This is a genomic window from Candidatus Limnocylindrales bacterium, assembly GCA_035626395.1.
Taxonomy (GTDB): domain Bacteria; phylum Desulfobacterota; class Binatia; order UBA1149; family CAITLU01; genus DASPNH01.
The window spans coordinates 283,284-305,037 of record DASPNR010000030.1 but is presented as its reverse complement, the minus strand read 5'-3'; the positions used below and the strand labels follow the sequence as shown (position 1 = coordinate 305,037).

The 21,754-nt window shown below is 67.2% G+C and carries 17 protein-coding genes; 11 read left to right on the top strand and 6 right to left on the bottom strand.

Going from position 1 to position 21,754, the window contains the following annotated elements; genetic code table 11:
- Positions 1 to 156: 156 nt before the first annotated feature.
- The gene (locus VEC57_10760) at positions 157 to 2,649 is read left to right on the top strand and encodes a sodium-translocating pyrophosphatase (protein ID HYB99599.1); all 2,493 of its coding nucleotides are present in this window, start codon (positions 157 to 159) and stop codon (positions 2,647 to 2,649) included.
- A gap of 25 nt (positions 2,650 to 2,674) precedes the next feature.
- Here VEC57_10760 and VEC57_10755 read toward each other — a convergent pair whose 3' ends face one another.
- The gene (locus tag VEC57_10755; protein HYB99598.1) at positions 2,675 to 3,904 is read right to left on the bottom strand and encodes a cytochrome P450; all 1,230 of its coding nucleotides are present in this window, start codon (positions 3,902 to 3,904) and stop codon (positions 2,675 to 2,677) included.
- Between the two features lie 210 nt (positions 3,905 to 4,114).
- Between VEC57_10755 and VEC57_10750 the strand changes: the two genes are divergently transcribed.
- Genes VEC57_10750 through VEC57_10740 form a run of 3 tightly spaced genes read left to right on the top strand, consistent with a single transcriptional unit; the run spans position 4,115 to position 6,347 of the window.
- Positions 4,115 to 4,597: an isoprenylcysteine carboxylmethyltransferase family protein gene (locus tag VEC57_10750; GenBank protein HYB99597.1), complete on the top strand. Its 483-nt coding sequence runs from the start codon at positions 4,115 to 4,117 to the stop codon at positions 4,595 to 4,597.
- Between the two features lie 19 nt (positions 4,598 to 4,616).
- Positions 4,617 to 5,756 carry a hypothetical protein gene (locus VEC57_10745; GenBank protein ID HYB99596.1) on the top strand — a complete coding sequence of 380 codons (1,140 nt, stop codon included), beginning with the start codon at positions 4,617 to 4,619 and terminating at the stop codon, positions 5,754 to 5,756.
- Positions 5,757 to 5,798: 42 nt separating this feature from the next.
- Complete coding sequence (locus VEC57_10740; GenBank protein HYB99595.1) at positions 5,799 to 6,347, top strand: GNAT family N-acetyltransferase; 549 nt, start codon at positions 5,799 to 5,801, stop codon at positions 6,345 to 6,347.
- Positions 6,348 to 6,362: 15 nt separating this feature from the next.
- Here VEC57_10740 and VEC57_10735 read toward each other — a convergent pair whose 3' ends face one another.
- On the bottom strand, positions 6,363 to 7,787 hold the full coding sequence (locus VEC57_10735) for a phospholipase D-like domain-containing protein (GenBank protein ID HYB99594.1): 1,425 nt from the start codon (positions 7,785 to 7,787) through the stop codon (positions 6,363 to 6,365).
- 78 nt (positions 7,788 to 7,865) lie between these two features.
- Positions 7,866 to 11,231 carry a parallel beta-helix domain-containing protein gene (locus VEC57_10730; protein HYB99593.1) on the bottom strand — a complete coding sequence of 1,122 codons (3,366 nt, stop codon included), beginning with the start codon at positions 11,229 to 11,231 and terminating at the stop codon, positions 7,866 to 7,868.
- Between the two features lie 240 nt (positions 11,232 to 11,471).
- Here VEC57_10730 and VEC57_10725 point away from each other — a divergent pair, with 240 nt between their 5' ends.
- Together VEC57_10725 and VEC57_10720 are read left to right on the top strand one after the other, a co-directional pair.
- Positions 11,472 to 12,635, top strand: a complete 1,164-nt coding sequence (locus VEC57_10725; protein HYB99592.1) for a hypothetical protein — start codon at positions 11,472 to 11,474, stop codon at positions 12,633 to 12,635.
- Positions 12,635 to 14,023, top strand: a complete 1,389-nt coding sequence (locus VEC57_10720) for an ATP-binding protein (protein HYB99591.1) — start codon at positions 12,635 to 12,637, stop codon at positions 14,021 to 14,023. Before VEC57_10725 ends, VEC57_10720 begins: the two co-directional genes overlap by 1 nt.
- A gap of 72 nt (positions 14,024 to 14,095) precedes the next feature.
- Here the strand turns inward: VEC57_10720 and VEC57_10715 are convergent, their stop codons facing one another.
- A complete protein-coding gene (locus tag VEC57_10715) occupies positions 14,096 to 14,524 on the bottom strand; it encodes a nuclear transport factor 2 family protein (GenBank protein HYB99590.1) in 429 nt (142 codons plus the stop codon).
- A 98-nt stretch (positions 14,525 to 14,622) separates the two neighbouring features.
- On the opposite strand from VEC57_10715, the gene VEC57_10710 reads away from it, so the two are divergent.
- The 5 genes from VEC57_10710 to VEC57_10690 all read left to right on the top strand — a co-directional run bounded on the left by VEC57_10710 (position 14,623) and on the right by VEC57_10690 (position 19,488).
- On the top strand, positions 14,623 to 15,762 hold the full coding sequence (locus VEC57_10710; GenBank protein HYB99589.1) for an LLM class flavin-dependent oxidoreductase: 1,140 nt from the start codon (positions 14,623 to 14,625) through the stop codon (positions 15,760 to 15,762).
- Between the two features lie 18 nt (positions 15,763 to 15,780).
- On the top strand, positions 15,781 to 17,040 hold the full coding sequence (locus VEC57_10705) for a S1 RNA-binding domain-containing protein (GenBank protein ID HYB99588.1): 1,260 nt from the start codon (positions 15,781 to 15,783) through the stop codon (positions 17,038 to 17,040).
- 18 nt (positions 17,041 to 17,058) lie between these two features.
- Entirely contained in the window at positions 17,059 to 17,592 is a 534-nt protein-coding gene (locus VEC57_10700; protein ID HYB99587.1) for a hypothetical protein, read from the top strand.
- A 272-nt stretch (positions 17,593 to 17,864) separates the two neighbouring features.
- The gene (locus VEC57_10695; protein HYB99586.1) at positions 17,865 to 18,917 is read left to right on the top strand and encodes a hypothetical protein; all 1,053 of its coding nucleotides are present in this window, start codon (positions 17,865 to 17,867) and stop codon (positions 18,915 to 18,917) included.
- A 169-nt stretch (positions 18,918 to 19,086) separates the two neighbouring features.
- Positions 19,087 to 19,488, top strand: coding sequence for a hypothetical protein (locus tag VEC57_10690; GenBank protein HYB99585.1), 402 nt, complete (start codon positions 19,087 to 19,089; stop codon positions 19,486 to 19,488).
- A gap of 29 nt (positions 19,489 to 19,517) precedes the next feature.
- On the opposite strand, the gene VEC57_10685 is transcribed toward VEC57_10690, so the two are convergent.
- Together VEC57_10685 and VEC57_10680 are read right to left on the bottom strand one after the other, a co-directional pair.
- A complete protein-coding gene (locus tag VEC57_10685) occupies positions 19,518 to 20,474 on the bottom strand; it encodes a LamG-like jellyroll fold domain-containing protein (protein ID HYB99584.1) in 957 nt (318 codons plus the stop codon).
- A 151-nt stretch (positions 20,475 to 20,625) separates the two neighbouring features.
- A complete protein-coding gene (locus VEC57_10680) occupies positions 20,626 to 21,729 on the bottom strand; it encodes a hypothetical protein (GenBank protein HYB99583.1) in 1,104 nt (367 codons plus the stop codon).
- Positions 21,730 to 21,754 lie beyond the last annotated feature (25 nt).

The following is a 21,754-nucleotide window of genomic DNA, read 5'->3' as shown; positions in this document are numbered from 1 at the left end:
CGCAGATGGGCCGCTCCCGCCGCCGGGGCTCGACTCGTCGCGTTACCTTGCTATAAGCCCCGGCTTTCTACTCCCGTTTTTTAGTCAAAGAGGACCAGACCAATGGACGTAACCGTACGCGCCGTAAAAGGCCGCGCCGTAGTTCTCCGCACGGCCTTGCTCGCCGCCGTCGCCTGCCTGCTCACCGGCCTGACCGCCATGCCCGCGCTGGCCAGCGAAGCCGACCTCGTGCTTCCCAGCTTCGACCAGCCCCTCTTCTTCGGCGGCAGCGTCACCGGCTCCACCATCCTCTTCCTGGGCATCATCGTCTCCGCCCTCGGCATGGTCTTCGGCCTCTACCAGTACCGCTCCCTCAAGAACATGCCGGTGCACCGCTCGATGCTCGAAATCTCCGAGCTCATCTACGAGACGTGCAAGGAGTACCTGATCACCCAGGGCAAGTTCATCCTGATCCTCGAGGTCTTCATCGGCGCGGTCATCGTCCTGTACTTCGGCGTTCTGACGACGAACGAGAACATGACGGCTTTCCGCGTGGTCGTCATCCTGCTCTTCAGCCTGATCGGCATCGCAGGCAGCTACGGCGTTGCGTGGTTCGGCATCCGCGTGAACACCTTCGCCAACTCGCGCACGGCCTTCGCCAGCCTGCGCGGCAAGCCGTATCCCACCTACGACATCCCGCTGACCGCAGGCATGAGCATCGGCCTGGTGCTGATCTCGGTCGAGCTGATCATCATGCTGGCCATCCTCCTGTTCATCCCGGGGGACTTTGCCGGCCCCTGCTTCATCGGCTTCGCCATCGGCGAATCGCTCGGCGCCTCGGCCCTTCGCATCGCCGGCGGCATCTTCACCAAGATCGCCGACATCGGTTCCGACCTCATGAAGATCGTACTGGGCATCAAGGAGGACGATGCCCGCAACCCCGGCGTCATCGCCGACTGCACCGGCGACAACGCCGGCGACTCGGTCGGGCCCAGCGCCGACGGATTCGAGACCTACGGCGTCACCGGCGTCGCGCTCATCACGTTCATCCTGCTGGCCACGCTCGGCCTGGCCGACGAGGCGCCGCGCATCCAGGTGCAGCTCCTGGTCTGGATCTTCGCCATGCGCATCATGATGGTGGGCGCCAGCTGGGCCTCCTACATGGCCAACAACGCCATCCAGAAGAGCAACTACGAGAACGCCTCGCACATGGACTTCGAGAAGCCGCTGACCTTCCTGGTGTGGCTGACCTCGCTGGTCTCGGTCGTGCTGACCTACGCCGTCTCCTACTTCCTCATCGGCGACATCGTCATCGGCGGCCAGACCGACACCTCGATGTGGTGGAAGCTTTCCACCGTCATCTCGTGCGGCACGCTGGCCGGCGCGCTCATCCCCGAGTTCGTCAAGATCTTCACCTCCACCAACTCGGGGCACGTTCGCGAGGTGGTGCAGGGATCTCGCGAAGGCGGCGCGTCGCTCAACATCATCGGCGGCCTGGTCGCCGGCAACTTCAGCGCCTACTGGCTCGGGATGCTCATCGTCGCCCTGATGGGCCTAGCCTACGGCGTCAGCACGATGGGCATGGGCGCGCTGTTCCCGGTTCCCGGCAGCACCCTGGACCCCTCGCCGATCTTCGCATTCGGCCTGGTGGCCTTCGGCTTCCTCGGCATGGGGCCGGTGACCATCGCCGTCGACTCCTACGGCCCCGTCACCGACAACGCGCAGTCCGTGTATGAGCTTTCGCTGATCGAGAACATCCCCGGCATCGACAAGGAGATCCAGAGGGACTTCGGCTTCACGCCCGACTTCGAGAAGGGCAAGCTGTTCCTCGAGGAGAACGACGGCGCCGGCAACACGTTCAAGGCCACGGCCAAACCGGTGCTGATCGGCACCGCGGTCGTGGGCGCCACCACGATGATCTTCTCGATCCTGTTCATGCTGACGGCGGGCCTGACCGAGCAGGTCGAGAAGATATCGATCCTGCACGCGCCCTTCCTGCTCGGCCTCGTCACCGGCGGCGCGATGATCTACTGGTTCTCGGGCGCCTCGATGCAGGCGGTGTCCGTCGGCGCGTATCGCGCCGTCGAGTTCATCAAGAACAACATCAAGCTCGAAGGCTCCGACAAGGCGTCGGTCGCCGACAGCCGCAAGGTGGTGCAGATCTGCACGCAATACGCCCAGAAGGGCATGTTCAACATCTTCCTGGCGATATTCTTCGGAACGCTCGGCTTTGCCTGCCTGGAGCCCTTCTTCTTCATCGGCTACCTGGTCTCGATCGCGGTCTTCGGCCTCTACCAGGCAATCTTCATGGCCAACGCCGGCGGCGCCTGGGACAACGCCAAGAAGGTCGTCGAAGTCGACCTGAAGATGAAGGGCACGCCGCTGCACGAAGCGTGCGTGGTCGGCGACACCGTCGGCGATCCCTACAAGGACACCTCCTCGGTGGCCATGAACCCGGTCATCAAGTTCACCACGCTCTTCGGCCTGCTGGCCGTTGAGCTGGCCGTCGAGCTCTCGCACACCAACGCGGCACTGACGTTGGTCCTGTCGGCGGTCTTCGTGGCAATCTCGATGTTCTTCGTCCACCGCAGCTTCTACGGCATGCGCATCGAGCACTCGCTGACGGCGGCCGAGGAGCCGGCCACCGGCAAGGCTCGGGCGATGGCGTAGAGGCGCGGCGCGTCCGGCGCCGGCGTCAGGCCCGGATCGACCACCGCATCGGCGCGCGCTTGATGCCGCCGACGAACGAGGACCGGGCCCGCTCGACCGGCCCGGCCAGCTCGGCGTGCTCGAGGCGCTCGAGCAGATGCCGAAAGGCGGTCTTCAGCTCGAGGCGCGCAAGGTGGGCGCCGAGGCAGACATGCTCGCCGCGGCCGAAGCCGATGTGGTCATTGGGATCGCGGTCGATGCGGAAGACGTCGCCGTCGGGAAAGACGTCCTCGTCGCGGTTGCCCGACGGGTAGACCAGGCAGCACGGCTGCCCCGCCTTGATGGTCTTGCCGCGCAGCACGTAATCCTGCGTCGGCGTGCGTGCGAACTGGATGACCGGCGTGGTCCAGCGCACGATCTCCTCGATCGCCAGGTCCAGAAGCTGCGGGTTCCTCCGCAGCTTCTCCCATTCGCCCGGGTTCTCCAGGAACGCGATCATGCCGCCGGTCATGGCGTTGCGCGTCGTCTCGTTGCCCGCCGCCACCAGCAGCATGTAGTAGGACAGCAGCTCGAAGTCCGGCAGCGGCTGCCCGTGCACGGTGCCGTTGGCAACGGTGCTGACGATGTCGGTGGCCGGATTCCTGCGGCGCTCGTCCGACAGCGCCTTGAAGTAGGTGAATAGCTCGATGCGTGCCTTCTCGAACGTCTCGCCGGCGTTGCCGGTGGCGAACTCGGGGTCCTCCGGCGCGATGACCTCGTTGGTCCAGTGGAACAGTTTCTCGCGATCGGCCGCCGGCACGCCCAGCATGTCGGCGATGACGCCGATGGTGATGGGGGCCGAAATGTCGGCGACGAAATCGCCGGACTCCTTTCGCGCGGCGGCATCGAGCACTTCGCGCGTCATGTCGTCGACGTGCGGCGCCAGCTGCGTGACCGTGCGCGGCGTGAACTGCCGGGCCGAGACGCGGCGATAGTCGCCGTGCTCGGGCGGGTCCATGTTCAGCAGCGAGCGCGGCCGCGTGGGCGGATCGGTGCGGCGCGGGAACATGGCCAGGCGCGGCGCGATCTGGAAGATCTCGGGCTGCTTGGAAAGCTCGACGATGTCGGCGTGCTTGGTGATGACCCAGTACGGATCGACGTCGGCGCGCACCTCGTACCAGTGCACGGGCGAGTGCTTTCGCAGGTACTTCCACTCGGCATGCGGATAGCCGTGCGCGACGTAGTGGGCAGGGCTGAACACGTCGATGGCGTCGAGGTCGAAAGCGGGCTCGCTCATGCGAATCTCCTCGCCGGCACCTCGCGCGCAAAGCGCGAGAGGCGCGGCTGCCGGACGATAACCGCCCTTGCCCGCCAAGCAAAAGGCTCATCGCCGCCGCCGCGGCAGAACAGGAACTGACGATGGGCTGGCCGGCCGGCCGAGCGGCGACCAATCGACGTGCACGGCTGTACCGGTTGCATCGCGCGAGCCGGCAGCGTCTTCTGCGGCGTGCGCGAGACGACAGCCGCAGCGCTGAAGACGATCCTGTTCACGGTGCTGGTTCCCGGCACCGTCACCATCTACGCGCCATTCTCGTTGCTCTGGCTGGCCGGCGCCGAGGCTGCGCCAGCGGCCGGCTCCGGCCGCATTGCCGGCATCGCGGTCATCGCCGCCGGAATCGCAGGCTATCTATGGTGCGCGTACGATTTCACCCAGCGCGGCCGCGGAACGCCGGCACCGATCGATCCGCCCAAGGAGCTGGTGGCAACGGGACTGTACCGATTCACGCGCAATCCGATGTACGTCAGCGTCCTTGCGGTGTTGGCAGGCGAAGCGCTGCTCCTGCGGTCGCCCTGGCTGGCGCTCTATGGCACGGTCGTCGCTGCCGCGTTCCAGAGCTTCATCGTGCTGTACGAAGAGCCGGCGCTGCGCAAGAGCTTCGGCCCGGCGTACGAGCGCTACTGCCAGCGCGTTCCGCGCTGGCTGCTCTGACGGCGCAGCGGACCGTTGCATGCAGCCTTCGCGATTCCTGCGCCGTCTCCTCGTCCAGGCCGTGCTCGTGGCGGGCACATGGATGGCCCTGCTCCTGCTGACTGCGGTCGCCGGCGACCTCGTCAATCTCTACAAGCACCGCTTCCCGCTTTCCGACGAGCGCGCCGAGCTGCCCAACTACTCGGACAAGGAAGCGGCACGGGCGATGTTCGCCGACATCCGCCGCACCGTCGAGGACTACGTGCCCTTCGTCGAATGGCGGCGCCTGCCCATGCAGACTGGCAGCGTCACGGTCGACGAGCGCGGCTATCGCGTCCACCGCCGCGGCCCGGAGAACAACAGGCCCGACTCGCGCACGATCGGCTTCTTCGGCGGGTCGACGATGTGGGGACAGGGCGCGCCCGACGACGGCACGATCCCGGCCATTTTCGATCAGAAGACCGACGAGTTCGTCGTCACCAACTACGGCGAGAGCGGGCACACCTCGCGCCAGCAGCTCGACCAGCTGCTGAGCCTGGTCAACACGGGGCAGATGCCGCAGGTCGTCGTCTTCTACGACGGCTTCAACCACGTCTGGACGCACTGCAACTACGGCGTGACCACCAGCCTCAACGGGCACATGGCGGAGAACAAGCTGCGGCGTGCGCTGACCGAGACGCCCGCCCTCGGCTTCGTCTACTCCGACATCATCGCGCCGCCGGTGGAGTTCGTGCGCCGCATCATCGGAGAGAAGAAGTTCATCCGCGACGACTTCTGCTGTCACGACGATCCCGTTCGCGCCCGGCAGGTAGCGGAAACACTCGTCGAGACCTGGCGCATTGCACGCGACGTCGTGGAGGCGCGCGGCGGGCGGCTGTACGTCTTCCTCCAGCCCAATGCCTACCTGGGCCGCCCGCGCATCGACCACCTTCGACTGGATCGCATCGTCGGCGCCGAGCAGTTCCGGGCCGTGTACCCACTCATTCAGGCGATCCTCGCCGAGCGTCGCCTGGATTATGTGACCGACCTGACGCGAGCTTTCGACGGCCAGGATTACATCTACATCGACGACGCCCACGTCAGCCCCAACGGCAACGCGATCATCGCCGCGCGCATGATCGACCGGATTCGCGGTGCCGAGGCCGTCGGCGGGCGGCCGTCCCCGAAGATGCCGTCTTGACTCTTGACCACACGCTCGCGACCGTGCTCACCTACGACCGCGATGCTGGCCACGCTGCAGACGAGCAGGCTGCTGATGCGTCCATACAGCCGCGAGGACATTGACGGCCTTCATGCCTTGTGGACGGCGCCCGATGTCCGCCGCTACCTGTGGGACGACATCGTCATTCCACGAGAGACGGCCGAGCAGGCGGTGGCGGCGAGCATTGCCGACGTCTCGGCGCACCGGTATGGGCAGTGGTCGCTGACGCTCGCGCAGGGCGGCGACGGCATCATCGGGTTTTGCGGCTTCCGTCCGTGGGAAGATGGCGCAGAGCCTGAGCTCCTCTACGGTCTGGCTCGCCCATACTGGGGCCGCGGCCTGGCGTACGAGGCTGCGCGGGCCGCCCTGCTCTACCTCGTGCGAACCACGCGCGCTCCCAAGGTGTGGGCGGCAACCGATGAACCCAACGTGGCTTCGCAGAAGGTGCTCGACCGCCTCGGCATGAAGCAGATCGAGAGCCGTCCCGGGCCGATGTGGACGCAGCTACGATACGAGCTTGCCGATCCGGGACGCCTGCTTCCGTTCGACGCCTACGCCACCGCCGACTAGGTCGTTTGGCATGCTCTACAGGAGACGCTCCCAGATCCGGGCAGCTCCTTCCTTGAACCTGGTTGCCGGGCCGCGCCGCTTCCAGTCACCAAGCGTGATGGGGCGCGATGCCGCCACGTCGTCGCGAAACATCGCTTCGAGCTGCGCCGCAAAGTCCTCGCCGAGGATGACGGCGTTGACCTCGTCGTTCTTGGCCAGGCTGCGATAGTCGAGATTGGTCGAGCCGACGGTGGACCAGACGCCGTCAATGACGGCCGTTTTGGCGTGCAGCAGCGGACCCTCGCGCTCGTGGATCTTGACCCCCGCCTCGAGCAGGGCGCGGTAGTGCGAGCGGCCGGCATACCGCGTCATCCAGAAGCCTTCGGCGGGAAGGATGATCTGCACGTCGACGCCGCGCCGAGCCGCCTCCACCACCTCCTGCACCAGCTCGCTGTCGGGCACGAAGTACATCTGCGTCAGGTACACCGACTTCTCTGCACGCTGGATCGCGGAGACGAACGTGGCGTGGATGACGCTGATGCCATGGTCGGGCGTCGAGCCGATCGCGCGCACGATCTGGTCGCCTGCCGGCGGCGCCTCGACGAAATACGGCCCCCAGTCGATCGCCTGGCCGTGCTGCTTCTCCCACGTCTCGCGAAACAGCTTCTGGAACTCGGCCACGACCGGCCCTTCGATGCGCACGTGCGTGTCGCGCCACGCATCGCCGCGCGAGCCGCCGCTGGATGCCCCGCCGCTTGCGGAACTGCCTCCGCCCGAGCCGCCCGAGCCGCCGGATGAGCGAAAGGAGCCGCCCGAGTACTCGCGGGCGAAGTTGAGGCCGCCCGTGAAGGCGATGCGATTGTCGACGATGAGCAGCTTTCGGTGATCGCGGTGGTCGACCTTCCACTCCTTGCGCACGGACGCCGGCGAGACGGGATTGAATTCCACCAGCCTGGCTCCCCACCTGCGTAGATACTCGAAGAACTCGGGGTTGGTGGCGAGGCAGCCGACGCTGTCGTAGATGATGTTGACCTGCACGCCCGCCTGCATTCGCGCCACCAGCGCCTCGGCCACTTCGCGGCCGACCTGGTCGTCGGCAAACGTGTAGACTTCCAGGTTGATGTGATGGCGCGCCTGGCGAATCGCCTCGTCCATCGAGCGATAGGTGGCGGCACCGTCGCGCAGGAGCGTGACCTTGTTCCCCGTCACCAGCGGGCTTGCCGTGTACGCCTCTTCGACGGCGACGTGATGCAGAAGCATCTGGCTGACGCCGGCCTGGCGCGCCAGTGACTCGAGAATGCGCCGGGACTGGTGCGTCGAAAGGTCGCCGCGCGCCGTCCTCAGCTCGGGCGCCGCGGCCGCGTGGAGATCTTCGGCCTCTTGGAGATCCGCCGCCGGTGCGCAGGCGAGAAAAACGGCGCAGAGAAGGCCGAAGCAGGTTTGGATGCAGGCACTGCGCATAGGCCACGAGCGATCGTCGCCGCAATACCGGACGCGCACGCGCGCTGCAGCGACGACGATCGCGCGGACGCCTAGGCTTTACTGCTCACAGCCTGATCCACTGTATCTACCGTCGATCACGGTGTTGATCCAGTCGTCCACCACGGCGAGGGCCTCATCGTGCGCCACGCTGCGCGCGATCGGAGGCATCTGCGTTCCGGGGATCACCGAGTGCGCACGGTAGGACAGAATCGATGTGGCCGCGCTTCCCGGAACGATGTCGAACTGGTTGCCGCCCGAGGAGCTGCCGGCCGTGGTTGGCCGCTTGCAGATTCCGAAGTTGAGGTCGACCTTGCGGAAGACGTCGAGGAACACGCCGGTGCTCTGCGCCAGGCCGTCGCGGTTGTGGCAGTGCGCGCAGTTGGACTCGAGCCAGGCGCGCGCTCGCATCTCCTTGTCGATCTCCTGCGCCGTCATCTGATCCAGCCGCGACTGCTCGCTGGGCGGGATGAGGAACGCATCCCCGGGCACGTTGAAGCGCGGAGCGCGAAGCACGTTGGTCGCGATCCCGTCGCCGTCGACGGTCAGCTCCGGCGCGCCGGCCAGCAGCCCCAGGTCCTTCCAGTGCTGGAGCTGGTTCACGTTGCCAGCGCCGTAGTTCATCGGCCGGTTCAGCAGCCGCACCTTCGGGCCGATCGGTGCGTCGCCCGGCTCCAGGTCGTCGTTGATGTGGCAGCTTCCGCACTGGTTGGCGTGCGGGATGGAGTAGCCGCTGGTGCTGCCGACGTACGTCGCACTCACGTCCGGATCCGGATCCTCGAAGTTCCACGACACCGATGCAGTGCCGCCGCCCACCGCCAGGCGCGCGTCGGTGCGATTGCCCGCCTCGTCCTTCTCCCAGATGAAGGCCATGCCTTCCCAGAACGACGTGCCGTTGCGGCCGCTGCGATGCATGAGCAGGCGTGTCTCGACGACCTCCTCGTCGGCGCCGTCACGGAACGCGAACGTCTTGGCGATCACCGTTCCCACCGGGAAGCCCAGCGTCGCGTTGGGAGCCGACCCGCTTCCCTCGTTCCACTGCGCCGCCTGGCCCGGCGGCAGGAAGACGAAGCGGTACTTGACCGCATAGTCCGAGAAGAGCGGCGTGGTCAGGTCGAAGAGGACGCCGCCCTCGTTCGGATTGCTGCGCGGATCGGTCGGATCGGCGAACAGGTTGTACTGCGACAGCCACTGGCAGTTGTGCTGGATCGCCTCGCGGTTGATCTCGTTGCCGCTGTAGGCGGCGCAGATCGCGGCGATCTCCGCCTGCGTCGGAGGATCCTCGCCGGTCGCGCCGGGCACGTACTCCTCGACGACGGCCGCCGACAGCGGAGCGAGCTGCTCGCCGAACAGCGTCGGGCAGTCGTGCGTGTTGATGTCGACGATGGGCGGATCGGTAGGATCCGTGTTCTCGAAGTTCATGAACTTGCGGCTGTCGGGCGAGAACGTGTTGCCGCCGGGGTCGCCGCTGTCGGTCACGCACATCCAGTACTCGGGATGGCGCCGTGTGGAGGCCTGCGAGGGATCGTCGAACTTGTACTTGTTGAAGCGGCACGACGGCACGTGCGCGCCGGTGTACTGAGGCTTGCCGCGCTCGTCGACCAGCGATGCGAATTCCGGCGCCAGATCGCACGCGTACGCCTCCTCGTCGTACATGCCGTCCCAGACCACGTGCGCGCCGGTGGGGCCGTAGCCGTCGGCGGCCAGCGTGCCCTTGATCTGGATCAGCGCGTTGAGGAGCGAATCGTGGCCGTCGTTGACGCCGGTCGGCACGCACGGGACGCCGGTGTCGCCGCCGGTTCCGGGCTGGCAGATGATGACGCCTTCCTCGGGCGGCTGCGGGTTGGTGCCGTTGGTGGTGAAGACGTTGTCGTGGATGTGGATCCCTTCCGGATACAGATCCATGCGCTTGTCGGCGTTGTTGATGTTGCCGTCGAGCAGCTCGTGGCTGGCGGCCACGAAGCCGACGGTGCGGTTGAACTCGACGGTGTTGTTGAAGATCTCGACGCGGTCGTAGCCGAGCTGCAGCATGCCCACGCCCTGCGGCACGCCGGTGACCACGCCGCCGGGCGCGAAATTGACGGTGTTGTTGTAGCCGGAGTAGTTGTTGAAGACGCGCGTCCGATCGCCGTACTGGTTCAGGCCCGGCAGGTCGAAGACGAGGAAGCCGCCGGTGTTGCAGTGGGCGACGTTGTCGAACATGTCGGCATCATCGGTATTCTCGATCTCGTAACCGGCCACGTTGAACAGCGCCTCGCTGTTCTTGACGATGACATCGTTGGACTGGCCGACGTAGATGCCTGCATCGGAGGCGCCAAGGGCCACCACATTGTCGAGGACGATGTCGTTCGAGAGCACCGGGTAGATCGCGTACCCGCCGTTGCCGCTGTCGGTGACGTAGTTGCGCACCACGCCGTCCTTGTCGGTGTAGGTGCCGGTGCTGGTCGGAAACGACAGCTCGTGGACGCAGGTGACGTCCAGGGTGGACGGCATCTTCGGATCCATGCCGCCACGATCGTCTACCTCGTCGTTGGGGTCGGAGTCCGAGCTCGACCACATGGCGCGCAGGTTGCGCAACACCACGTAGTCGGAGTCGGAGACCTTCAGCGAGAAGCCGGGAGTGTCGATGATCGTCAGATCCTCGATCGTGATCCCCGTCATGTGCGACAGCGAGATGCCTTCCGGTGAGTTGCTCGTCATGAAATCGAGCACGGTCTTGTCGCTGCCCTGGCCGCGAATGGTGATGCCTTCCTTGTGCGCCATGATGAGCGTGGTGCTGAATTCGAAGGCCCCCTCGCCGAATTCGATCGTGTCGCCGGCGGCGGCCGCGAAGAACGCGGCCAGCGTCTGCGACTGCTCGTCGGGGCCATCCTCGATCAGCCAAGTCACGCTGCCGGTGCCGCCGATGGGACAGGCCGGAGGTGCCGGCGCGTCCAGCGCGTCGAACCGGCCTGGAACGTCGGCACGAATGCCGCTGTCGAAGAGCGAGCAGTAACGCGTCGCGCCGACGGTCAGGATCGTGCCGACCCACTGCTGAGACGGCTCGCCGAGCGTGATTCCGGTGGAGGTTGCGCGCAGGGACAGGCGGCCGTCGCGGATTCGCGCCGTTTGCACCGCCGAGGGTGCGGCGCCGCGATAGCTGTAGCCGCCGGTGCGCGTGCGGCGCCAGCCCGCCGCCGGCAGCTCCAGGGTGGCGGACTCGCCGCTGCTGGTGACGATGCCGAGGCTGGCGCCGCCGAGGGTCGGGTCGTCCGCGCCCGGTGGCGGAGTCACCTGGCCGCCGCGGCCGATCCAGACCAGGCGCTGGTGGCCGGTATCCGACGATCGCATGGACAGCTTCTGTCCGGGCACGAGCTGGTCGCCGGCGTACGCTTGCGGAGCGGCGGCCAGCAGCAGGATCGCCATGGGAAAAGCAGCAGTTTTCATCGAAGGCCTCGGTCCTCGCCGCCGGCCAGCCGGCGAAGCGACGGAAAGATTGGGCCGCTCCACGCGCAGCCCGACCGGGATGTTCGGCAGGCTCGGCGCCCGTGGAGACGGGTACCGAGACAAAAGCTAGGCTTACCTGAGTGTCAGCAGCAAGAGGGGTGGCGAAAAAGGGGCAACATGCCGGAACGCGGTCGCGCAGTGTTGCCTGACCCGGTTTCGGTTCTCGTGTAACGACGGCGCATGTCCGGCCGCCGCGCCGCCATTCTTCTTGCGGGCACGGCGCTGTTCCTGATCGCTGTGGTCGCGCTGGCGCTGCGTCCCTACGGCGGCAACCCGAGCGCCCTGCTGCACATGCACGAGGAGTACGGCCGGCAGTACGACCTGCCGCCCGGCATCGTGCTCTACCGCGACGGCGGCTACGACGGCATGCTCTACTACCAGCTGGCGCGAGACCTCCCGGCGCTGCTGCGTGGCGACGACATCACGCCGCCGCGCGGACGGCCGCGCGGGGACCGCGCCTATCGCGGCCAGCGCATGCTGCTTCCGGTCCTGACCTGGCTCGTCAGTGCCGGCGACGAGCGCCGCTTCCCGCAGGCGATCCTCGCCATCAACCTGACCTGCCTTCTGGTCGCGCTGTCGCTGGCCATGCTGGCCGTGGGCCCCGGCGTGCACGCCGCCACCGTCGTTCTCAATCCCGCCGCGCTGATCGGGCTGCTGTACGCGTGCACGGAGCCGCTGACGCTGGCGCTGACGACCGCCTTCTTCACGCTCTGGCACCACCAGGGACGCCGCCTGACCGTGGCTCAGACGGCAGTGCTGGCGCTGGCTGCCCTGGCTCGCGAGACCACGGTGCTGCTCGTGCTTCCTCTGTGCGCCTGGCTGGCGTGGCACGGTCGGTGGCGTCAGGCGCGGCTCGCGCTGGCCAGCCTCCTGCCCTGGGCGCTGTGGCAGCTCTTCCTGTTCGTCCGTCTCGACGACCAGCCGTTCTCAGTCGGCAGCGGCATGATCAGCCTGCCCTTGTCCGGCGCCCTTTCGCTCGTGCCCAGGCTCGCCGACGTCGACGTCTACGTGGTCTCTTCCGCCGTCTTCCTGATCGGTTTCCTCGGACCGGTGGCGGCAGCGCAATTTCGTGCCTGGCGCACGCCGGGCCTGCCGCAGCGAGACGACCTGCCGCTGGCGATGCTGACGTTCCTGACGGCGGTCGTGCTGTGCCTGGACGCGCACGTCTGGCATGCCGTCTCTGCCGTCGGCCGCGTGATGCCGGCCCTTTACGTCGCGCATGCGATGACCGCCGCCGCCATCGACGACCGCTCGTGGCGGCTCGTGTCGGCGGCCCTGTGTGCTATCGGCACGGTCTCCGGCGTCGGCGTTGCCCTGAGCAGCCACCCCTTCACGCTGACCTGATGCAGCACATGGCCGAAGCGATCACGGACATCGAAGAGAGCGTCGCCGCCGAGCGCCGGCGCACGCTGACCAACCGTTTTCGCGTTCTGGCGTGGGTCACGCTGGGGATCGCCCTGCTCTTCATCGTGATGCGCCCGAAGGCGAGCCTGGAGATGGCCGGCCGCTACGCGATCCTTCGATGGACGGCCGTGGCGTTCGTGGCCGCGTTCATCGCCGGCACTCACAGGCGCGGCTTCGTACGGCATCAGCTGGTGTGGGGGATCCTGCTCGGCAGCGGGATCGCCGTGCTCGGCACCATCGGCGGAACGCTGCGCGGCGACATCGGCGTCACCGTGTCGCTGCACATCATCCTGGTGCTGATGACGGCGGCCGTGCTGCCGTGGGGCGTGGCTGCACAGGCGCTGATCGTCGCGATCTGCGGCGCGCTGCTGGCCGTGTCCGTGACCACGATCGGAGCTCCGGTGCCGGGCGATCCGGCGGTGCCAACGCTCGTCAATGCGTTCGCGGCCTCGCTCCTGTCGCTCTTCGTCGCCTACCATACGCGCAGCTCCTTCGATCAGGCGGTACGCGAGAACCTTCACCTGCGCGCCGCGGAAGCGCGCAACCGGGCACTGAACGAGGAGCTCGAAGCCAAGGTGCGCGCGCGCACGGCCGAGCTCGAGGGCGCCCTGACGGATCAGCGGGCGGTGACGCGCGCAATCTCTCACGACCTGCGCCAGCCGCTTCGCCACATCCACGGCTTCACGCGCATGTTCGAAGAAGAGTTCGGCGACACGTTCTCCGCCGGCCACCGCGAGCACCTGGACCGCGTGCGCATGGCCACGCTGCGGATGGACCGCATGGTCGATGCGCTGCTCGAGCTGTCGCGCGTATCGGGGCGGCCGCTGCAGCGCACGAACTTCGATCTGTCGCGCTGCGCGCGCGAGCTCTGCGAGGAGCTGCAGGCCGGCGAGCCCGAGCGCCGGGTCGAGCTGCGTATCGCGGAAGGCTTGAGCGAGCACTGCGACGGAGGCCTGACGCGCACGCTGCTGCAGCAGCTGCTGGCCAATGCCTGGAAGTTCACACGCGGCCGGGACGTCGGCGTGATCGAGGTCGGTCAGCGCGACGGCGCATTCTTCGTCAAGGACAATGGCCCGGGCTTCGACATGCAGTACGCGCGCCGGCTCTTCCACGCCTTCGAGCGGCTGCATCATCCGGCCGAGTTCGAGGGCGAGGGGATGGGCTTGGCGATCGCCGATCGCATCGTTCGGCGCCACGGCGGCAGGATCTGGGCGGAAAGCGAGCCCGACCACGGGGCAACGTTTCTTTTCACGCTGCGCGCGGGCATGGCCGGTCACGACGTGGCCGAGCAGGACGTAGCCGCCGCGTCGCCGGAGAACGCTCGATGAAAAACGGAAACGAAGGTCTCCCGCCCGGCGGCGCATGGCGCGTGCCGACCGCAGCGACGCCGGCTCGGCCGTCTATCCCGGCAGCTTGCCGTGGAGATAGGCGGTCGAGATGACGCGCTCGGCGATGCGCCAGCCCGTGCCGGTGCGCACGAACGTATCGCGGTAGCCGCCGCCGCAGAACAGCATCTCCAGACTTCCGCCCTGCGGGAAGCCGAGCGGATTGAAAAGGTAGCAGTGCGTGCTGGCGCGGTCGCCGTCGATCTCGATCTGGAAGTTCGTCACCAGATGCTGGCGCACCGGGAACGGCGCCAGCGCCTTGTCCAGCCACTCCTTGATCTCCGCCAGCGTGCCGCGAATTCCGCCGGCGGCGGTGTAGTCGGCGATTCCGTCGGGCGTGAACACCTCATCCAGCATCGCATAGTTGCCGGTATCGATGGCGTTGCAGTAGCGCACGAGGACGTCCTGGATCTCGAGGCGGTCTGCGATGTGTCGTGCATCCATGGCCGCTGCTTGGCCGTTGCGCGCGGCCGTGTCCAGCGAGCGCCGCCGTCGTCGAACAAACGTTGTACCCGCCTCTTTTTTCCGCTCTGCTGCCGCGCATGGGAGAAGTCACTGTCGGCTATCAGGACGGCTGCCTGTATCCGCTGTGGATCACCAAGGCCGGCGTATCCGTTGCCCGTGCGCTCGGCGCCAGCGCGATCTGGGTGCCGGACCACTTCATGGGCTTTGCGCCGAAGTGGATGTGGAAGCCCGACGTCGTTCCGGCCGCCCGCACCGTGCACTCGATGGACGCGCTCTTCGATCCGGTGCCGATCATGACCTGGGTGGCCACGAAGTTTCGCAAGCCGCTCATCGGCACGTCGGTGACCGAGCCCATCCGCCGCCATCCGATGTCGCTGGCGCAGACGTTCGTCACCCTCGACCACATCTCCAGGGGCCGCGCCGTTCTCGGCATCGGCAACGGGCTGCGCGAGAACACGGAGCCCTACGGCCTGCCCTGCGACGAGCGCGTCTCCCGGCTGGAGGAAGCGCTGAAGATCATCCACCTGCTGTGGAACAGCCGCGGCGCACCCGTCACGTTCGACGGCAAGTACTGGCAGCTTCGCGACGCGGTGTTCGACCTGCCGCTCTACAAGGACCGCCCGCCGCGCCTGTTCATGGGCGCGCACTTTCCGCGCATGCTTCGGATGTGCGGGCGCTACTGCGACGGCTGGCTGCCCGGCCAGCGCATCGACGGCGCCGAATACGCGCGGCGCCTCGGGCTGATTCGCGACGGCGCCAAAGCCGCCGGACGCTCGATGGAAGGTTTCACCGCCGGCCAGACCCTTCTCATCGCCATGGCCAGGAGCCGCAGTCACGTGCTGCAGAAGGCGCTGCGCAACAAGTACGTCGCCTATATGGCGTGCGGGCTGCCGCCGGAGATCTGGCGCGAGTGCGGCATCGAGCACCCGATGGGTGAAGGCTTCATGGGTTTTCTCGACCTCGTTCCCTCGCGCGTCACGCCCGAGCAGATCGATCGCGCGGTGGCGCAGCTCAACCCAGCCATTCTCGAGCGGCTCTTCTTCATGGGCAGCCCCGACGAGATTCTCGAGCAGGCGGCGCCGCTGGCGCGGGCCGGCTGCAATCACTTCATCATCGCCAACATGGGTGGCGCGTTCCTGTCGGAGACGGCGCGCGACGCGATTGCCGACCTGTCGCGCCTGCGCGCGCTGATGAGCGGATTGCGAAAGCTGGGATAAGAGGCAATTTGGCTGACAATGGCTCCGAACGATCCCTCCGACAGATCCCCACAGACCGGTGAGGAAGAAGATTTCGCCACCCTGTTCGCCGCCAGCGAGAGCAAGGCCACGGCCGCCAGGATCGGCATCGGCGACAAGGTCCGCGGCAAGGTCATCGCCATCAGCCAGGACAACGTCTTCGTCGCCATCGGCAACAAGGCCGAGGCGACCATCGACGCAGCGGAGTTCCGCGACAGCAGCACCGGCGAGATCCTGATCAAGGTCGGCGACGTCATCGAAGCCACGGTCGTCGATGACGGCAGCCGCTCCGGCGCCCCGGTGCTGCGGCGGGTGATGGGACGCGGCGGTGCCAACGTGGCTTTCGAGCTCGAGCAGGCCTTCGAGCATCAGGTGCCGATCGAAGGTCTGGTCACGGGCGAGGTCAAGGGCGGCTTCGAGGTGCAGATCGGCTCGACGCGCGCGTTCTGCCCTGGCTCCCAGATCGACCGGCCCGGACGCGGCGAACGCGTGCCGGGCTCGCAGTACATCGGCCGCCGCTTCCCCTTCCGTGTCACCAAGATCGAGCAGGGTGGACGCAACGTCGTCGTCTCGCGGCGCGATCTGCTCGAGGAGGAAGCTGCGGCAGCGGCGGCCAGAACGTGGGAGCGCCTTCGCGTGGGTGCGGTCCTGACGGGCACCGTCACCTCGGTGCGCGACTTCGGCGCGTTCGTCGATCTCGGCGGCGTGGAGGGGATGATCCACATCAGCGAGATGAGCCACGCGCGCGTCGAGCGGGCCAGCGATCTGCTCTCGGTCGGTCAGACCGTGGAGGTGCAGGTCATCAAGGTCGGCGAGACCACCGACAATCGCGGCCGGCGACAGATCGGTCTGTCGCTGAAGGCGCTGGCCGCCGATCCATGGACCACGCTGGCCGACCGCTATCCGGTCGGCGCGACGGTGCATGGCACGGTGCGCAGGCTCGAGACGTTCGGCGCCTTCGTCGAGATCGAGCCAGGCATCGAAGGCCTCGTGCACATCTCGAAGATCAGCACCGAGCGGCGCCTCAATCACGCGCGCCAGGCGCTGGAGGTGGGACAGAGCGTGGAGGTGACGGTGCTGTCGGTCGATCCGGAGCAGCGACGCCTGAGCCTGTCGATGGTGGAGACGGCCAGGAAGAAGCAGGAAGCGCAGCAGGCCGAGGACCGCGCCGAGGAGGAGCGCGTGATGGCGTCACTCAAGCAGCCGGGCGCGATGGGTACGCTCGGCGACCTGCTGGCAGAGGCGCGCAGGAAGAAGTAGCGCCAGGAGAGGCTTGCGATGAACGTGAACGCCTATCGGATTCGTCGTTTCGCAGTGGCCGCCCTTTGTGCGGTGGTGCTGTCGGCGTGCGGCGTGCCGCACGTGCGCGTCGAGCTGCCGCTTTACGAAGAAGGGTACTACGACCGCGCCGCCATCGAGGCGGTCCACGTCGAGTCGGTGGAGCGGCATCGGCGAGCGCACGAGCTGAATGAAAAATTCGCGCGAATGGCCGGCCGCCTCCTGCATCGCGAGCTCAGCCGGCGCTTCGAGCTGATCGAGCCGCGCCAGGGCCGCGCCAGCCGAACCCTTGTCGTCGCCGTCGACATTCACATCCAGTACGGCAGCCGCGCAGCGCGCTATCTGGTGGGCGGCGGAGCCGGCGCCGGCTACGTCGACTCGGTGCTGACGGCCGTCGATGCGGAGACCGGACAGGAGCAGCTGCGCGTGTCGGCGCGCAGCGAGCTGGCGGTGGGAGTGTTCGGCGGAAGCATGGACGAGGCGGTGACGAGGAACATCCGGGCGCTCATCCGAAAGAGCGGCCTCGCCAGCTGAGCCCGATCGCGGGGACTGCGCCTCCCACCGAGCAATTGCGCACACGACGGCGGCAGATCCGTCGTGAAGGAAGGAGCGCGAGCGGTGGATGCGGCCCACCCGACCTCTCGCACACCCGTCGCACCGTGAGGTCACGTTCCCTTTTTCAGCGCCAGAACTGCCTCTTTGCATGAAGAAACGAAGGTGACTTCAGCCCTGGTGCGGCGCATACTGCCGGGGTTCGCGAGCCTCGTCGACTCACACGTGTCGGAGAGGGAGGAGAGAGAATACCCGTGAAATTCCATCGTTGGGGGGCAGCCACTGGCCTGGCTGCACTGGCCGTCCTTGCTCTTGGCGGCGATGCGCACGCGCGCCTCTGCCATCTGAACCTGTACCTGGACGACGCGGTCGAGCTCGGGTCGCTCCAGCTCGCCGTCGGCCATCTGGCCGGCACGTTCCAGGATCCGCCGTGCGCAAATTCGCTCGACAACACGATCGCAGCCTTCGGCGCAGATGCGGGGGCTTCGCGGCTGGACGCCAGCTTCGCGAGCGTGGCCGGCTTCGAAGGCCCGCATCAGCTCGCGCTGTGCACGCTCGAGGATCCGGCGGGCGCCGTCTCCGAGGACGACTTCAACGTGGTCGTCGTCGAGGCGACCGACGTCGACGGCGTCCAGCTCGAGACGCTCCCGTCGGTGAGCTCGGCCGTCGAGTGCGACATCGAAACATCCACGACCACCACGACGCTCGAACAACGAGTGTGCGAAGTGACGTTCCGCCTCGGCGAAGGCGGCTCGATCGCCTCGCTCGATTATCAGATCGGCTACGCTGGCGCCGGCGGCGATTTCGCCGGCTCCGGCAACACCGTCGAGTGCGACAACCTGCTGCCGGCGGGCGCGCTGGCCAGCTACAACGACGACGAGGACGTCACCAAGCTGCGCGGTGCAATGATCCACGGCGTCGGCATCAGCACGCCGGCCGACATCGTACGCTGCCGGTTCCTGCCGTTGGGCGACGACCCCGAGCTGGGTGACTTCGACGCCATCGTCACCAATGCGACGGATGCGCAGGAAGTTCCGGCCAAGCCGAAGCCGGAGCTCTTCGCCAGCGAGATCAACTGTGCGGGAACGGGCGTGCAGCTCCAGTGCGGCGACGCCAACCGCAGCGGCTCGGTCACCGCAACGGACTCGCTGCGAGTCCTGGAGGCCGCCCTCGGATCGGGCGCCGACTGTCCGTTGTGGCTGTGCGACACCGACGACAGCGGAACGGTGCTGGCGAACGATGCACTGCGAGTGCTGCGTCAGGCCATCGGTCTTCCGGTCGACCTGAACTGTCCCGAGCGCAACTGACGCGCGCGTCCAACCTGCCTTGCTGGAAGAAGGGCGGCCGAGCGATCGGCCGCCCTTTTTCTTCCAGCGCTACGTGCGCCCGACCTGGTCAGCTGTCTTAGATCGACTGTGGGTTCCGGCACCGGCGCGACTTGCCACGCCGGAGGTTTTGCTGCCAGTTGGCGACGACATGTCGGCCTACCTGGCTTCGCTGACGACGGGCCGCACCATCCTGTGGTGCTACGTCATCTGGTACGTCGTCAACGTCGCGTATCATTTCGATGCCAGGCCGCGCCTGTGGCTGACCTCGCTCGGCCTGAGCGCGATCATCGGCGCCGCTCTCGTCATCAGCACACGCACTTCGAGCACGGGCACCATGAAGCTGGACCGTTGGCAGATCCTGCGGCTGTTCCTGATGCCCTTCTGCGTCTCCAGCTTCTCGGCCCTGGTCAAGGACGCCAGCTACGTCCTGATCTTTCCGCCGAGCCTGGCGCTGAACGTTGCAGGGTTCGCGCTGATCGCAGCTTTCGTCGCGCTGGTGACGCTGCTCAAGACGCGGCGGGCGTCACGGGCGGCGCTCGACCGCATGTGACTGCGCGCGCTTCGGCCGTCTCTGACAGTCTACCCGGCCGCCACCGCACACTCAGGACATCCCAGCTCGACCGCCTGCCCCACCGCCTTCTTCAGGATGAGCAGCGAGTCGGTCGCGGTGACCGATCCCGAGTCGTTGCCGTCGCACACGCACAGCGCGCACTGCGACGTGCCGACGGCTGCTCGCAGCGCGAAGAGCGCGTCGGTGGCGCTGAGGTCGGAGCTCTCGTTGGCGTCGCCGCACAGCGGCAGCGCGATGGCTGTCGGGTTCTCGTAGAACCACGCCACCTCTTCGTCGCTCAGGACGTTGGTCCAGATGCGGACCTCATCGATGAGGCCCGTGTAGAGGCTGGTCGGGGTCTGGACGTTCTGATAGCCGCCGACCAGGAACGGCGCGACGCTGGAGGTGATGCTGGTGGCGGCAGTCGAGGAATCCGGACCGGGGACGCGGACGCCGTCGACATAGTGCCGCAGGCCCGTGGCCTGGCTGCGCGTGGCGACCAGATGATGCCACTCGCCATCGTTGATGTTCTGCACGCCCGAATGGAGCTGCGGAGGGCTGGTCTGGTAGAAGTGGAAGGAGCCGGCGGGCGCCCCTGCGCCGTCTCCAACATCGTTGATGGACATGAAGTATCCGTTGTGGAAGCCGCCGACGTGACGCGACAGCACCACGCCGCCGGTCGTCATGGTGGTCTTGACCCAGGCCTGGAAGCTGAAGGTGTCGAAGCCGGTGAAGTTGTAGTGATCGCCCATCGTGACGAAACCGTTGGTGGCGATGTCGAGCGATACCGCACCGCCGGCGATACCCTGCTCCGGCACGAACATCGCGCCGCCGCCGAGCGTCCCGTGGAAGGCGCCCGCGGTGTTGAACGCGGTCGTTCCCGATTCTTCATCGAACGACCAGCGCGCGATCATTGCAGCCGACGCCGGGCCCGCCATCGGGACCAATGCGGCGCATGCGAAAAAGGCGAGAGCCAGCAGCGTCATCGGATCCCCTCCACTGCAGAAGTGACTCGAATCAAAGACGAGGTCGGTTCAATTAGCCAGACCTCCGCGTGGCGGGCGCCCCTCGGAAGCGTAGGGCCGGATGAGGCAGGGCAGCGCGAGCTGCCCTGCCCGTCAGATGCATTCGGGGCGGCTAGCGCGTGCTGCCCAGGCGCGAGTTCATCGCCGGCTGATCCAGCCAACCCGCGATGTCCTCGGCCAGCTCGAAGACGACCTTGGAGAGCATGCCGCAGTTGCTGACCGAGCCCATCGAGGCGTCGCGTGCGACGAACGTGCCCTTGAGCTTGCCGCCGGCCACCAGCCGACCGTCCACTGTCAGACCTTTGGGACCCGACAGAATGCCGCCGCCGGCAGCACGCAGCTCGACGATCTTCAGCGTCAGGATGATGCCGCTGGCCGAAGGCTTGTCCGTGAGGAAGACGTTCGGATTGCGCTCGGCAATTGCGGCCGGCAGCGCGGTCTCGATCTGGCATTGGTCGAGGATTTCGCCCTTGCCGAGAACGTTGGCCGCCACCGACGCGCGCCTGGAGAGCTGGACGGCGCCGGCCGGCGCAGGCTTGCTGGCGGTGGCGGGCGCTTTGCTGGCCGGCTTGGTCGCGGAGGGCTTCTTGGCCGGAGCCGGCTTGGGCGCTGGCTTGGCGGCTTCCGCTTTCTTGGCGTCCGCAGCCTTCCTGGCATCGGCCGCCTTCTTGCCGTTCTTCTTGGATCTTCGCTTCTTCTCGCCCGGCTTCTTGGCTTTCTTGACGGCGTCGGCGCTGGTGGATCCGGCGGGCTGCCTGGCCGCATCGACATTGGTGGTCGCGGCCGGCGTCCTGGCCGCATCGGCATTGGTGGTCGCCGCCGGCTTCCTGGCCGCATCGGCATTGGTGGTCGCGGGCGCCGCAGCCGGCTGCTTGGTTTCGGCGCTGACAGGCCTGGCGGCGTCGGCCGGCCTGGTCGTCTCGGGGGCGCCCGGCCTGGCCGGGTCGGCAGGCTTGGGATCGACGTTGCTGGCCGCAGGTTTTCTTGCGGCGTCGGCATTCGTCGATGCCTTGTCGGCGGCGGGCGACTCCGCCACCTTTTTGCCTGCATCGGCATTGGTGTTGTTGGCGGCCTTGCGCCCGGCATCGGCCGCCTTCTTCGCCCAGTCCTTGTCGATCCCTTCAAACAGATCGTCATCGGCCGCGCGGGCGACGCCGCCGACCGCGAACAGCACGGCCACCACGCCGCAGGCAAGCTTTCGTCCAATGCGACTCATGGGATTCCCCTCTGCGCAGCCGCCG

Excerpts from the sequence above, each read along its gene's own strand:
- VEC57_10755 (HYB99598.1), bottom strand. The coding sequence starts at position 3,904 with ATGAGCGAGCCCGCTTTCGACCTCGACGCCATCGACGTGTTCAGCCCT.
- VEC57_10745 (HYB99596.1), top strand. The coding sequence starts at position 4,617 with ATGCAGCCTTCGCGATTCCTGCGCCGTCTCCTCGTCCAGGCCGTGCTC.
- VEC57_10740 (HYB99595.1), top strand. The coding sequence starts at position 5,799 with ATGCTGGCCACGCTGCAGACGAGCAGGCTGCTGATGCGTCCATACAGC.
- VEC57_10735 (HYB99594.1), bottom strand. The coding sequence starts at position 7,787 with ATGCGCAGTGCCTGCATCCAAACCTGCTTCGGCCTTCTCTGCGCCGTT.
- VEC57_10730 (HYB99593.1), bottom strand. The coding sequence starts at position 11,231 with ATGAAAACTGCTGCTTTTCCCATGGCGATCCTGCTGCTGGCCGCCGCT.
- VEC57_10725 (HYB99592.1), top strand. The coding sequence starts at position 11,472 with ATGTCCGGCCGCCGCGCCGCCATTCTTCTTGCGGGCACGGCGCTGTTC.
- VEC57_10720 (HYB99591.1), top strand. The coding sequence starts at position 12,635 with ATGCAGCACATGGCCGAAGCGATCACGGACATCGAAGAGAGCGTCGCC.
- VEC57_10715 (HYB99590.1), bottom strand. The coding sequence starts at position 14,524 with ATGGATGCACGACACATCGCAGACCGCCTCGAGATCCAGGACGTCCTC.
- VEC57_10710 (HYB99589.1), top strand. The coding sequence starts at position 14,623 with ATGGGAGAAGTCACTGTCGGCTATCAGGACGGCTGCCTGTATCCGCTG.
- VEC57_10705 (HYB99588.1), top strand. The coding sequence starts at position 15,781 with ATGGCTCCGAACGATCCCTCCGACAGATCCCCACAGACCGGTGAGGAA.
- VEC57_10700 (HYB99587.1), top strand. The coding sequence starts at position 17,059 with ATGAACGTGAACGCCTATCGGATTCGTCGTTTCGCAGTGGCCGCCCTT.
- VEC57_10690 (HYB99585.1), top strand. The coding sequence starts at position 19,087 with ATGTCGGCCTACCTGGCTTCGCTGACGACGGGCCGCACCATCCTGTGG.
- VEC57_10685 (HYB99584.1), bottom strand. The coding sequence starts at position 20,474 with ATGACGCTGCTGGCTCTCGCCTTTTTCGCATGCGCCGCATTGGTCCCG.
- VEC57_10680 (HYB99583.1), bottom strand. The coding sequence starts at position 21,729 with ATGAGTCGCATTGGACGAAAGCTTGCCTGCGGCGTGGTGGCCGTGCTG.